This is a genomic window from Geobacillus sp. C56-T3 (assembly GCF_000092445.1).
Taxonomy (GTDB): Bacteria; Bacillota; Bacilli; order Bacillales; family Anoxybacillaceae; genus Geobacillus; species Geobacillus thermoleovorans.
Genome location: NC_014206.1, coordinates 2,137,053 through 2,150,691, shown reverse-complemented (window position 1 = coordinate 2,150,691; position 13,639 = coordinate 2,137,053). Strand labels below are relative to the sequence as shown.

The following is a 13,639-nucleotide window of genomic DNA, read 5'->3' as shown; positions in this document are numbered from 1 at the left end:
GTGAAAGAAAAATGGAACGTTACGAACAATGGAACAAAAGCTTTATTAATGGAGAATGGGTAGAAGGAGAAAGCGGCCGCACCTATGATATTTTGAATCCGTATGATCGGTCGGTTGTTGCCTCTGTCCCGTTAGCGACAGTTGAACAGCTTCACCGTGCGTTTGAAGCGGCAGGTGAAGCGCAAAAGGAGTGGGGGCGCTCCTCAGCTGCTCAGCGAAAAGAAGTATTGCACAAAGCGATGGAATATTTACAAGCAAATCGTGAGGAGATCGTCGATTTGATTGTTCGCGAAACAGGGGGCACTTTATTGAAGGCGAATGTCGAGTTTCATTTGGCTCTCGAGCTCTTCGAAGAGGCGTTGCATTATGTCGATGAAGTGCGGACTGTGAGAGAGGTGCCTTCGAATATAGAGGGGAAAGTCAACTACATCTACCGATTGCCATTGGGTGTGATTGCTTCCATTTCTCCTTTCAACTTTCCATTAAACTTATCGCTGCGAACGATTGTGCCGGCGATCGCTCTGGGCAACACTGTTGTGCATAAACCTGATATTCAAGTCGGGCTTGTCGGGGGAGTGGTGATCGCCCGAGCGTTTGAGTATGCCGGGCTGCCGAAAGGGGTATTGAACGTTTTGTTAACCGACATTGATGAGATTGGTGATGAGATGTTGACCAACCCACACCCACGCCTCATCAGCTTCACGGGGTCGACGGCGGTAGGCAGACGAATTGGGGAGATCGCCGGCAGACAGTTAAAACGAGTGGCGTTGGAATTAGGAGGAAACAGCCCATTTGTCGTTTTATCTGACGCCGACGTAGATCAAGCGGTTAATGCGGCTATTTTCGGGAAATTCATTCACCAAGGACAAATTTGCATGATCATCAATCGCATCATCGTCCACGAGAGCAAGTATGACGAATTTGTTGAGAAGTTCGTGCAAAGAGCGGCTACGCTCCCGTGCGGCGATCCGCGCGATCCGAGCACTGTGATCGGACCGATCATCAACGAAAAGCAAATGCAAAAGGCGTTGCAAATGATCGAAGAAGCAAAACGAGAAGGTATTCGAATGGCTTTGGAAGGAAAGCGAATCGGTAATGTGCTGACCCCGTATGTATTTGTGGATGTCGATCCAGCGAGCAAGCTCGCTCAAACAGAGTTGTTTGCCCCCATTGCTGTGGTGATTAAGGCGAGAACAGACGAAGAGGCGATCGCTATCGCCAACCAAACGGAATATGGGCTCAGTTCCGCCATTTTTACAAGTGATGTTGAAAAAGGAAAAGAATGGGCGCTGCAAATTGACAGCGGTATGACACATATTAACGATCAAACGGTCAATGACGCTCCGAACATTCCGTTTGGCGGCAATAAAGCAAGCGGCCTAGGCCGTTTTGGAAACCCATGGGTGGTCGATGAATTTACGACGGTGAAATGGGTGTCCGTGCAGACGAAGGCAAGAACGTATCCGTTTTAATAGAGAAAAGCCTGGGAGATCGGGTTTAGTCGGATCTTCCAGGCTTTTTGTGATGATACGGCAGCTGTTCATCTTTTGGTCATTGGTTGCACTTATTTAGCAGAGAGGGAGAGAACCCTTTAGTCATAATATCCGAGCAGCAATGAAATGTCTCGGGCGGCTTGGCAGGCGAGCTCAACCAGCCGGAGAATGTTTGTTTGAGTGATCCGCTGATTCGGCCCGACGATGCTGACGGCGGCGACAACATCACCGGAATAGTCACGGATCGGAGCGGCGATGCTTGTCGCTCCTTCATGCAGTTCGTCGATGCAGACGGCGTACCCTTGCTGGCGGATGGTGGCTAACTGGCGGATGAACTCGTTACGGTCAGTCACCGAGTTCGGTCCGTATTTTGGCAGCCCGCGGCGGAGAATGCTTTCTACTATCGATTTCGGACTGAACGCTAGAATGACTTTTCCTGAGCTTGTGCACGTGCACGGGTTGCTTCGGCCGATATGAGAGAGCAGGCGCACTGGGTGTGGACATTCGATTTTGTATAAGTAAACGATTCGGTCGTCTTCCAACACAGATAAATGAACAGCTTCATTAGCTTTCTTCATCAATGATTCCAGGATCGGAACAGCGTCCTTAAATATTTCAGTATGCAGATCAATCACTCCACTTAAATGCAAAATAGAAAGGCCAAGGCGGTATTTGCGTGTTTTTTTGTTTTGCTCGAGAAATCCTTCCTTTTCTAATAGGGTGGCTAGTCGGTGAACGGTCGTCTTGTGCAGCCCGAGTCGTTGAGCCATCTCTGTAACGCCCAGCTCCGGTGTTTCAACAGAAAATAAGCGTAAAATGCGCATCCCGTTTTTGACAGAGGAAAGAGTATCCGCCGCTTTTTTCAAGTAAGACACCTCCTCTTGGTTTTCATGCCAACTGTATAAGTTGCGATAAAGAGTTTCCGATTGTTCGATTCTGTTTTTCCTTCATACAAGTCGACTTTGATAGAATGCGGCGGGCGCTTTGCTGGATGTAAAACAAAGTTCAACTTATATGTGCTTGCTCTATAAAATTTGGAGGACAGCTTTACAGTTTGGCAGAAATCGCATGGGCTGTTTGCATGACAAGCTGTACGAGATGAGGGATGGAACGGTCGTTGATGCGTTGGATCGGTCCAGCGATCGAAACAGAATAGCGCACCTCCCCATTGCGGTGGCGGATCGGGGCGCTGATTGACGTCACCCCTTCATGAAGTTCTTCTCGGCTGATGGCATAGCCTTGTTGTTTGACTTGTGCGAGTTTTTCTAGAAGTGCAGACGGTGAGGTGATCGTTCTTGGTGTAAACGCTGGGAGTCCACGGGCGATGATGCGGTCGATCGTCTCTCTTGGTTGATAAGCGAGAATGGCTTGACCGGTACTCGTGCAAAACGCCGGGTTTTTTTTGCCGACGTAAGAAAGAAGACGAATCGGATGATCGCACTCTACTTTGTGCAAATAAATGACATCAGCGCCGTGCAGGGTGGCGATATGTGCGCTTTCTCCTGATAGCGAAACAAGTTCTTGCAAGAAAGGGAGAGCGATCTGGCAAATCGGAAATCGGGAATGAATGATTTTTCTCATTGCCAATAAAGAAGCACCGAGGGAGTATAGGTTGGTTTTCGCGTCTTTTTTGACAAATCCCTCGCTTTTTAACGTTTGCAGCAGCCGATGGGCGGCGCTTTTGCTGATATTCAGCCTCTCAGAAATATCGGTGATGCTAAGTTCTGTTTCATCCATCGAAAACAGTTGCAGCAGTCTCAAGGCATTTTCTAATGACGAAAAAGACGTTCGAGTTTTGCGAACTTCCATGAGTTGCTCTGCCTCCTTCATTTAATAAGAAATCGTTTTCAAAAAATCTCACCATGTTTCGTATAGAGGAATACAAAACTTTTATACGGGACAATAATAGTATAACATAACTTTCAGAACGTTTTAAATATTGTAAATGTGATTAAAGAAAATAGAAAGAGGGGATCGAAAAGCGCATGGAGTTGTCGGTTCGAGAGATGGAGATGAGCTTGAAACAGTATCAGCTTCATAAAATCAATGAATTGCTTGTTTTTGTCACTCAGTTTAATGAGTTTTACAGGGAGAAGCTTCGCGATATTTGCTTGCCAATCCAAACCATGGATGATTTTCGGAAGTTGCCTTTTACAACGAAAGAAGAGCTTGTGCAAGACCAACATCTCTACCCGCCGTTTGGTCGGAATCACTGCTACCCGGAAACGAGCTATGTCCGCTACCATCAAACATCCGGTACGTCCGGCAAGCCGCTGAAAATTTTGGATACGGAAGAAAGTTGGAACTGGTGGCGGGATTGTTGGGTGGAAGTATTGAAATCAAGCGGAGTGACGAACCGCGACCGCCTGTTTTTGGCGTTTTCGTTCGGACCGTTTATCGGTTTTTGGTCTGCCTATGAGGCGGCGAAAAAAATGGGAACGCTTGTCATCCCCGGAGGCGGCCAGTCGTCGAAGGAGCGGTTGTCCAGCATGATTGAAAACCGGGCGACCGTATTGCTTTGCACACCGAGCTATGCCCTTCATTTAGCCGAAGTAGCTGAGGAAATGGGCATCGATTTGCCATCGACGCCGATTAGAGCCATCATCACCGCAGGAGAGCCGGGCGGGTCGGTGCCGTCAACGCGGGAGCAAATTGAAATGCGATGGGGAGCGGCCGTGTACGATCATGCCGGGATGACGGAAATGGGAGCGTACGGCTACTCATGTTCGGCTCGCAACGGGCTTCATATTAACGAAGCACAATTTTTAGCAGAAATTATTGATCCAGAAACATTGCAGCCGGTGAAGGAGGGGGAGCGGGGGGAGCTCGTGCTTACCAACTTCAGCCGTTACGGTTACCCACTTATTCGGTACCGGACGAGAGATATCGTGCTTTGTTCGTCAGCGCCATGTTCTTGTGGAAATCCGTATCGCTTTTTGCCGGGAGGGATTATTGGACGGGCTGACGACATGGTTGTTGTTCGTGGCGTTAACATTTTTCCATCGTCGATTGAAACGATTGTCAGGGAATTTATGGAGATTAAAGAATTTCGCATTGTCTATTACACAGAGCACGAAATGAATCAAGTGAAAGTGCAAATCGAGTCGGAAGAGGATGTCGGGCGGCGTTTAGCCGACCGTCTCAGAGAACGGATTGGCATTCGAATTGATGTCGAACGGGTCCCTCCGGGATCATTGCCGCGTTTCTCTATGAAAGCGAAGCGAATCATTGACGAGCGCAACCGCCCACAACAAGTGAGCTAAACAAAATAGATGATATGAAAACGGAAAGGAGAAGAGTGATGGACCAATCAAACGTTCAACGGCGTCCAGTTCTCGTTGTCGGAGCCGGGCCGATCGGATTAACCGCGGCGTTGGCGCTCTGCCATTTTGGGCTTCCAGCGACCATATTGGAAGCGGAACCAAAAGACCGCCTCCGTCCGGGAAGCCGGGCGATCTACTTCCATAAGGCGACGCTACAGCATTTAGAGGATATTTTCCCTGGGTTAGGCAGGACCTTTGCCAAACACGGCATCGTATGGCCGATCAAGCGTACATTGTTCCGCGGCAAGGAGGTGTATATGAAGCGGTATCCGGCTCCTGATCCGAATGCGCTTCCACCGTTTACAAGCTTGCCGCAAGTCGAGGCGGAGAAGTTTTTGTATCAAGCCTGCCTGGAGGCGGGAGTCGAGTTTGTTTGGGAGACGCCGGTTGCCGATGTCAAAACTGATGAGGAAGGAGCCACTGTCATCACTGCATCCGGCGAACGATGGTCGTGCGATTATCTCATTGCGGCTGACGGGGCTCGTTCGACTGTCCGCCAGTCGGTCGGCATCGAAATGGAAGGGCCGCGGACGAAAGACTACTTTGTCGTCGTTGATGTCAAAGAAGATGAAGCCGATCCGCTGCCGCTTGAGCGGGTGTTTCATTATCAGCATCCGGCTGTGGGTGGACGCAACGTTCTCTTTGTGCCGTTTGCCGGCGGCTGGCGCATTGATTTGCAATTGCTTGACGGCGATGATCCGGAGCAGTTCGGCAGTGTGGAAGGCGTGAAGCAATGGTTGCCGAAAGTGATGCCGGAAAAATATGCCGACCGCATTACCTGGGTGTCGACGTACCGCTTTTTCCAGGTGGTTGCGAAGTCGCTCACTGACCGCCATCACCGTGTGCTGTTGGCCGGCGAAGCGGCTCACCTGTTCGCCCCGTTCGGGGCCCGCGGCATGAACTCCGGCGTGCCGGATGCGATTATGGCGGCCAAGGCGATTCAGACGGCGCTTCAGGCCAACACGCGCGAAGAAGCAAAAGCAGCCATTGCTGCTGCTGCCAATGAACGCCTGATTGCGGCGAGATACAACCGCGATTGTGCGGGGATCGCGTTAGAGCACATTCAAGGCACCGATCCGGCGATCAATATGAAACGCGAAGTGGCCGCTTCATTGGCACCGATTTTGCCGCGCCTTGGCAAGTGGCTCGATGAAGGGCCGTACGGGCCGAAATCGGGTCCACCGCAACTGTCGACAAAATATTGAGCAGGAGGGAAAGCAATGGAGTATCATTTCCAAGTCTGCTGGGGGGATACGGATGCGGCCGGCATTGTTTTTTATCCAAATTTTTACAAATGGATGGATGAAGCATCCCACCACTTTTTCATCAGCCTTGGGCATTCGACATGGAAATGGTTTCAAGAAGAGCGAATCGGGATGCCGATTGTGGAAGCGAAATGTCAGTTTTATGCGCCGCTCTTTTTTGAAGATCAAGTTTGTGTAAAGTCCACCATTGCCGAGCTGCGAGAAAAATCGTTTCACATCCAGCATCAGTTTTTCCGAGGAGAACAGCTCGTTGCCGAAGGATATGAAGTGCGGGTGTGGACGACGTTTGCCGGAGGCAGGCCGAAAGCAGCCCCCATTCCAGCCGAGCTTCGCGAAAAGATGAAAAGAGAAGGGGCAATGATCAGATACAAGGAGGGATCATGATGAAAATGATCAACTACCGATTAGGGGATGCGGTGCGTGCTGGATGCATCGTGGACAACCAAGTCATCGATCTCCATCAAGCATATGTGGCGCGGCTTCGAGCGGAGGGGTGCCCGCGCGCCGAACAGCTCGCCGCGGCGCTTGTTCCACCCAATACGATCGAGCTGCTCGAAGGTGGGGAAAAAAGTCTAGAAGAGGCGCAAAAGGCGGTGGAATTTGCTTTGGAAAACGGGCTGGTGATCGACCGGGCCAACGTCAAAATCGAAGCGCCGATATTAAAACCAAACAAAATTGTTTGCGTCGGTCACAATTACCGTGAACACATTTTGGAAATGAAACGGGAACTGCCGGAATACCCCGTCATCTTTGCCAAATTTAGCAACACGATCATCGGTCCGGAAGATAACATTCCATTGCCACCGATCACGAGTCAGCTCGATTACGAAGCGGAATTTGCCTTCGTCATCGGCAAGCGGGCGCGGAATGTCAAGCAGGCGGAGGCGCTTGAGTATGTCGCCGGGTACACGATTGTCAATGATGTGACAGCAAGAGATCTGCAGCGGAGGACGATCCAATGGCTGCAAGGAAAAACGCTTGATGGGAGCGCACCGATGGGACCGTGGCTTGTTACGAAGGATGAAATTCCGGACCCACATTCGCTCGAAATTTCATTGAGCGTTAACGGGGAAGAGCGGCAGCGGTCGAATACGAAAAATTTGGTGTTTAACGTTCATTATCTTGTAGAGTTTTTGTCGCATATCATGACGCTTGAACCAGGAGATGTCATTTGCACAGGAACTCCGGGCGGTGTAGGGGTCGCCCGCAATCCGCAAGTTTTTTTGCAGCACGGCGATGTCGTGCGCATTGAGGTAGAGCGCATTGGCGTGCTCGAAAATCGCGTTGCCGCTGTGCCAAGTCAGGTGGAGGTGGAGTCGTCATGCCGTTGATTAAGCAATATCGGCAAGAAATGAAAGAAACAGTAGAAAAGATCATCCAAAAAGTCAGCTCATTGACGGAGGAGGTGATCCGCTGGAAGCCGTCTGCTGATGAATGGTCGATCATGGAAATTCTTTGCCACGTCGAAGAAGTGATCGGCTATTGGACAAGGGAGCTTGTACGCGTCATTCAAGCCGGCGGCGGGGAGTGGGGCCGGGGGCTCAATGATGAAGCGAGGCTGGCGGCGGTTCGTCAAGCAGACTCTCGCACTGTCAGCGACGTCATCCATGGGATTAAGAAAGCAGCGAAATTTGCGGATGAACAGCTGGAACGGTTGAGAGATGATCAGTTGGCTCTTGAAGCCCCACATCGCAACCCGAAATTTGGTGTCAAGCCGATGACGTTTTTAGTCGAGCATTTTTTGACCGAGCATTTGGCCGGCCATTTGCGGCAAATTGAACGAAATTTAGGCAAACATGAGGCCGCTCAATCAAAACAATGAGAAAGGGGAAATTCATGTGGCGGAAAAAAATCCTTTTTTCCAAAGCAAAGAAGTGAAAGAGTTTACGAAAAAAATTGAACAATACCATTTAGGTCCGCTTTGGGAAGCGATTCCGGACTTGATGCATAAAGAGCCGAGACCGGAAGCAGTGCCGTATTTATGGAAAGGAGAGACGATCCGCAAGCTGCTTTTGGAGGCGACGCAAATTTTTACGCCGGAACGGGGTGGCGAGCGGCGGGCCATTTACTTGCAAAACCCGGGGCTCAAACAGCGCCAGCCGTGGGGTTGGGCGTCAACAACCAACACGCTGTACGCGGCTGTCCAGCTTATTTTGCCGGGCGAAACGGCGCCGTCCCACCGTCATACTCAAAACGCCATGCGGTTCATCACAGACGGAAAAGGGGCGTATTCGATCGTCCAAGGCGAGCGGTTGTTCATGGAAGAAGGTGATTTTCTCATCACCCCGGGTGGATTATGGCATGGTCATAGCCATCAGGGCGAAGGGCCGATGTTTTGGATGGATTGCTTGGATATTCCGTTTATTTACGCCACAGGCGGCACGTTCTTTGAGCCGTATCCGGACGGCATCGAGCCGCCGTCGCTTCCAGACGATTATTCGGCGCGCAAGTACCGCGGCGGTATGGTTCGGCCGATTGGTGACCGGAAATCAAAAGTGGCTCCGCTTGGGTTGTATAAATGGAAGCAGACCGAAGCGGCGTTGGAGGGGCTCAGCGATTTTGAACCCGATCCGTACGATGGCATCGCCGTTGAGTACATTAACCCATCGAACGGCCAGACGGCCAACCCAAACATCGGTGCATGGATGCAAAAACTGCCGGTCGGCTACCGTTCAAAGGCGCACCGCCATACGTATTCGGCGATTTACCACGTGTTCAAAGGAGAAGGATATACAGTCATCAACGGCGTTCGGTTCCATTGGACAAAAGGCGACTATTTTGTCATTCCGAACTGGGCTTGGCACGAGCATGTGAACACATCGAACGAAGAAGCGCTTCTGTTCTGCGCCAACGATTTGCCGATTATGGAAAAGCTCGGATTGCAGCGTGAGGAAGCATACCCGAACAACAACGGCCATCAAACAGTTGTCGGAGAGTTTGAGCCGGAGGCGGTGCGCGGCTAAGTGTCTGCGCCCTCTACAGTTGCAGGGGAAGTGTGACATGAAATGCAACCTTTTGTGCTGTTTCGTTCAAGAAAATATAGTGGTCATTGCACCGAACTGATTGAATGTTGTTCTTCGGAGCTGCAATTAAACAAGCTGAGGGGGGAACCAAATGAGCGTGATTTCAGCCAAAGGGACAAACGATGCGGAAGCCGTCGGGGCGGAGCATGCGTCGATTCATCGTCTGCTTGAACGGTTCGCGGTGATCGATTGGCTTTCTTCGCTTGGCGAGCAGGGAGATGAGCAAGTAGAACAGAGGCTCCGCCAGTTCGCCGATTTTTTCGGCATTCGCCGATTAGAGATCAGATGGTTGGCTAAAGAAGAGCTCGCCTCATTCGTTGGGGCGCTCCGCCTTGAAGACGATGACATTTGGAAAGTGCTGCGGCATGTTCCCGATCAATTGAAACAGCAGGCTGAGCAAACAGGAAGATTGGAGGCGCTTTTGGCGCTTGCCGATGAGGTGCCGGCTTTGATTTTTCAACATAGCTTTGATCCGATCTTTGCGGCATTGAGCCCGTACGGCAACAATGTTGTGACCACTGCGGTCGGGTATATGATGTACATCGGCGGAATGGTTTGTGCGTGGGAGATGTTATCCGACCTGGAGGGGTGGAAGACAAATCCGTTTCTTTCTCTTATTTCTGTGTTGGAGCGCGGCCATTGGCCCTTAGGGGGTGTTAATGGACAGTTTGTCGTCATCTAAACTAAAATAGTTTGCTCAAACGGATTTGTTTTGTCTCAACGGCTTGACGGTGAGGGAAGTGTAGGTGGAGGACAAATCGAGACCATATCCGTTTTGACGGCAGGAAAGCCTGGGCGATCGATTAGACAAGATCGTCCAGGCTCTTTTTATGGCGGAGAAAATGGGAGCGAGGAGCGTTGAAATCAGGGGCATTTGTTTCTTATGACCGTTGGCTTCGGAAAACAAAGCTGGCCAACCGGCCGCTTTAAGCAGCCTCTTGCTTCCTCATGCATTTTTTGAAAAGATCTTTAAAATTATGACATTACGAAAAAATAGCGAAATCATAATAAATAAAATATATATTTTCCGAAGAATCTGTATTTATAAAGACAATTGAATCTCATCTAGACTATTTTACCTATACGTTTTTTTGACTAAAGATAAAATAATATATTGAATTTTATAAAATTTATATATATTATAAATATTGATAAGTTTTAAATAGTTAAAATAGGGGTGAATGGAGGAAGCGATTCAAAAAAATGAAAGCGTTTTAAGAACTCACATTTCGCACCCTGAATAAAAATTTGAAATAAGCCCGATTTGACCGAATAAAAATTAATTATTTTACAATTTTTGTATAAAAAATTATATTTATGCGAATATTCTGGTCGTTTTTTGTATATTATGCAAAGGTTGCGAAATATGAGTAAGAAACCAAAAAAATATTTGCAAGGAGGGGCCTGGGTGAAAAGAAAGTTCTACTTGATCGTGCTGGCGATGTTGTTGCTTGTTTTATCCGCCTGCGGCAATAGCGCCATCCAGTCAACAACGAAAAAAACCGAGAAAGCGTCGAAGGAAGGAGGAACGATCAAAATCGGTGTTCTTTTGCCTCTATCTGGTGTTTATGCCTCTTTAGGAAAAAATTTACAAATGGGGATGGAACTCTATTTTGAAAGCATCGGTTGGAAAACAACTGGAAAGGATATTCGGCTCATTGTCGAAGATTCAGAAGCCGATCCGCAAGTGGGGCTCAGAAAGGCCAGAAAGTTAATTGATCAAGATCAAGTCGATCTTTTGACGGGAACAGTGAGCACGGCGGTTGCTTATGCAATTCGGGATGAGGTGGACAAGAAAAAGGTTCCGTTTCTTGTATCCCATGCTGGAGGAAATGACCTAACAAGAAGCAAGCGAAGCGACTATATTTGGAGATCGTCGTTCTCTTCCTGGCAGATCGGCTATTCGCTGGGCCAATGGGCGTACGATCATGTCGGAAAAACCGTATATATCACAGCAGCCGATTACGCCTTTGGACGCGAGGTGTCCGCGGCGTTTAAAGAAGCATATACAGCAGCGGGCGGAAAAGTGGTCGGCGAAGTGTATCCGCCTTTAGGCAACAATGACTATTCCTCGTATTTAACGACGATCAAAAACGCCAAAGCAGATGCGGTTTATGCCTTCTTTGCAGGAAGCGACGCAGTGAAATTTGTTCAGCAATACGAGCAATTCGGGTTGAAAAAAGAGAAAAAATTAATTGGTTCAGGCTGGCTTGTTTCAGAGGACGTTCGCAAGCAGCAAGGCAATGCGGGAGTCGGAACGATCGCATCTATTTTCTGGGATTACCATTTGGATACAAAGGAAAATAAAGCGTTTATCGAAGCGTTTGAGAAAAAATATAACGCACGCCCGACGATTGAAGCGTTGGAAGGCTATGATGCCGCAAGAATCATCGCAGAGGCGTTGGAAGCCGTCGGCGGCGATGCTTCCGATCCTGACAAAGTAGTTAAGGCGATTTCCAACGTGCAATTTGTCAGCCCGCGGGGACCGATTCAGTTTGATAAAGAAACCCATCATATCATTCAAAATATGTACATCATCGAAACAGAAGAAGTGAACGGCCAAGCAGAAAACAAAGTGATTGAGGTAATCGAAAAGGTGAAAGATCCTGGGCAATAGAACGGGGGAGAAGAAAAATGGACGTCATTGCCGCCCAACTTGTCAACGGCGTGTCGTATGGCATGTTGTTGTTTGTCATCACTTGCGGCTTGTCTTTAGTGTTTGGAATATTGGGGGTGTTGAACCTCGCTCACGGCTCCCTATATATGATTGGAGCTTACGTCGCCTATACGATGACCTCGCAATGGTTTGAAAACTTTTGGCTTGCCCTAATTGTTGCACCGCTCGTTGTAGCTGTCTTATCCCTCGCCATCGAACTCATCTTGCTTCGACCAACCTACCATTTAGGGCATTTATCCCAAGTGCTGCTGACGTTCGGATTAGCGTATGTCATTCATGATGTAACATCGATGATATGGGGATCAGATGTACTATCTATCCCCCTTCCTCCTCCTTTGTCAGAAACATTGCATTTATGGAATCAGGACTTTCCAGCATACCGGCTGTTTGTCGTAGCCGCAGGTGTTGTATTGGCGTTTTGTTTATGGTTCGTCCAAGAAAAAACCCGCTGGGGGGCGATCATTCGCGCCGGGTTGAGCGACAAGGAAATGATCAACGCGTTAGGGGTGAATATCAAGCTCGTGTTTACGGCCGTCTTCCTTGCCGGCGGATACTTGGCGGGGGTCGGCGGGGTGATCGCCTCGCCCATCCTTGGCTTATACCCAAGCATGGAGTTTCAAACGTTGATTTTGGCTTTGGTCGTCCTCGTTGTCGGCGGCCTCGGTTCGATCGCTGGAACATTTGTCGCCAGCTTAGTGGTGGGAATCGTTGAAACGTTTGGCCGTTTTCTCGTGCCGGAGCTCAGCTTGTTTCTTGTATTCGGACTGATGGTGGTGATTTTAATTTGCAAACCGGATGGATTGCTCGGAAAGCAGGTGGTCAGACATTGAATAAGCGAATGTTCATCAGTGCGGCTGCGATCCTCTTGCTTGCCGCCGCACCCTTTCTCTTTTCCTTGTTTTATTTGAATTTGCTCGCTGAAATTTTAATTTTGGCGATCTTTGCTCTAAGCCTAAATGTGCTTGTCGCCTATACGGGGCTTGTGTCATTGGGACACGCGGCCTTTTTCGGGATCGGCGCGTATGCATCCGCTTTGCTGTCTAAGGAGTGGTCGCCTCAGTTTCTAGTGACGATGTTGGCGTCGTTTTTGATTGCCGCCATAGCAGCGGCCATCATCGGCTTGTTTTGCGTGAGAGTCAACGGGTTTTATTTCCTTATGCTCACGTTGGCGTTTTCGCAAATGATTTACTCGTTCGTCCACCAATCGACGACGTTAACCGGTGGATCGAACGGGCTGTCCGGTTTGCCGAGCCCGGTTTTCGGAACGTTGGACCTTTCTCATCCTGTCTTTTTGTATTATGTCATTTTGTTTGTCTTTATCGTGATGTACATCGTGTTAAGCTTGATGGTCAAGTCTCCTTTCGGCCATGTGTTGATAGGGATTCGGGAAAATGAGATGAGAATGAAAGCCATCGGGTATAACACCACCTTGTATAAATACGCCGCCTTTATCATTGCTGGTGCCATCGGCGGGGTTTCGGGCGCTTTATACTCGACTTTTAACGGGTTTGTTTCGCCAAACGATGTGTATTGGACGATGTCCGGATCGGTGTTGATCATGGTGCTGATCGGCGGCGCCGGAACGATGATCGGCCCTGTTTTAGGAGCAGCTTTCATCGTTGTTCTCGAAACGATCGTCAGCTCTTATACGACGATGTGGACGTTGATCATCGGAGTGATTTTCATCCTCTTTGTCGTGTTTATCCCTCAAGGGATTGTCGGTTTCGGGCGTGCGTTGACTAAGCCGTCAGCGAATCGGCTATCGTTTTCGCGAAAAGCCAAAGCATTGGTGAAGAAAGAGGCGAACCAGTGATGAGGAAGGAAGCGGAAAAGGATGTCATCTTGCATGTAGAGGGAA

General features: G+C 49.2%; 13 protein-coding genes. 11 read left to right on the top strand and 2 right to left on the bottom strand.

Annotation, left to right across the window (positions count from 1 at the left end; genetic code table 11):
* Positions 1 to 11: 11 nt before the first annotated feature.
* On the top strand, positions 12 to 1,472 hold the full coding sequence (locus tag GC56T3_RS10710; RefSeq protein WP_013145533.1) for an aldehyde dehydrogenase family protein: 1,461 nt from the start codon (positions 12 to 14) through the stop codon (positions 1,470 to 1,472).
* A gap of 119 nt (positions 1,473 to 1,591) precedes the next feature.
* On the opposite strand, the gene GC56T3_RS10705 is transcribed toward GC56T3_RS10710, so the two are convergent.
* Entirely contained in the window at positions 1,592 to 2,359 is a 768-nt protein-coding gene (locus tag GC56T3_RS10705; protein ID WP_013145532.1) for an IclR family transcriptional regulator, read from the bottom strand.
* Between the two features lie 181 nt (positions 2,360 to 2,540).
* Positions 2,541 to 3,302 (bottom strand): IclR family transcriptional regulator, encoded by a 762-nt coding sequence (locus GC56T3_RS10700; RefSeq protein WP_013145531.1) that lies wholly within the window; start codon positions 3,300 to 3,302, stop codon positions 2,541 to 2,543.
* A gap of 176 nt (positions 3,303 to 3,478) precedes the next feature.
* On the opposite strand from GC56T3_RS10700, the gene GC56T3_RS10695 reads away from it, so the two are divergent.
* From GC56T3_RS10695 to GC56T3_RS10650, 10 genes are all read left to right on the top strand, one after another.
* Positions 3,479 to 4,756, top strand: coding sequence for a phenylacetate--CoA ligase family protein (locus GC56T3_RS10695; protein WP_013145530.1), 1,278 nt, complete (start codon positions 3,479 to 3,481; stop codon positions 4,754 to 4,756).
* 38 nt (positions 4,757 to 4,794) lie between these two features.
* A complete protein-coding gene (locus GC56T3_RS10690; protein ID WP_013145529.1) occupies positions 4,795 to 6,021 on the top strand; it encodes an FAD-dependent monooxygenase in 1,227 nt (408 codons plus the stop codon).
* 15 nt (positions 6,022 to 6,036) lie between these two features.
* Positions 6,037 to 6,465, top strand: coding sequence for a thioesterase family protein (locus GC56T3_RS10685; protein WP_013145528.1), 429 nt, complete (start codon positions 6,037 to 6,039; stop codon positions 6,463 to 6,465).
* Complete coding sequence (locus GC56T3_RS10680) at positions 6,465 to 7,412, top strand: fumarylacetoacetate hydrolase family protein (RefSeq protein ID WP_013145527.1); 948 nt, start codon at positions 6,465 to 6,467, stop codon at positions 7,410 to 7,412. Before GC56T3_RS10685 ends, GC56T3_RS10680 begins: the two co-directional genes overlap by 1 nt.
* Entirely contained in the window at positions 7,403 to 7,903 is a 501-nt protein-coding gene (locus GC56T3_RS10675; RefSeq protein WP_013145526.1) for a DinB family protein, read from the top strand. Before GC56T3_RS10680 ends, GC56T3_RS10675 begins: the two co-directional genes overlap by 10 nt.
* Before the next feature lie 16 nt (positions 7,904 to 7,919).
* Positions 7,920 to 9,044 carry a cupin domain-containing protein gene (locus tag GC56T3_RS10670; protein WP_041468440.1) on the top strand — a complete coding sequence of 375 codons (1,125 nt, stop codon included), beginning with the start codon at positions 7,920 to 7,922 and terminating at the stop codon, positions 9,042 to 9,044.
* A gap of 151 nt (positions 9,045 to 9,195) precedes the next feature.
* The gene (locus GC56T3_RS10665) at positions 9,196 to 9,786 is read left to right on the top strand and encodes a hypothetical protein (RefSeq protein ID WP_013145524.1); all 591 of its coding nucleotides are present in this window, start codon (positions 9,196 to 9,198) and stop codon (positions 9,784 to 9,786) included.
* Between the two features lie 726 nt (positions 9,787 to 10,512).
* Positions 10,513 to 11,721 (top strand): ABC transporter substrate-binding protein, encoded by a 1,209-nt coding sequence (locus GC56T3_RS10660; RefSeq protein ID WP_013145523.1) that lies wholly within the window; start codon positions 10,513 to 10,515, stop codon positions 11,719 to 11,721.
* A 17-nt stretch (positions 11,722 to 11,738) separates the two neighbouring features.
* Positions 11,739 to 12,611 carry a branched-chain amino acid ABC transporter permease gene (locus GC56T3_RS10655; protein WP_013145522.1) on the top strand — a complete coding sequence of 291 codons (873 nt, stop codon included), beginning with the start codon at positions 11,739 to 11,741 and terminating at the stop codon, positions 12,609 to 12,611.
* Positions 12,608 to 13,594 carry a branched-chain amino acid ABC transporter permease gene (locus tag GC56T3_RS10650; protein ID WP_013145521.1) on the top strand — a complete coding sequence of 329 codons (987 nt, stop codon included), beginning with the start codon at positions 12,608 to 12,610 and terminating at the stop codon, positions 13,592 to 13,594. The genes GC56T3_RS10655 and GC56T3_RS10650 overlap by 4 nt, the downstream gene beginning before the upstream one ends.
* Positions 13,595 to 13,639: the final 45 nt, after the last annotated feature.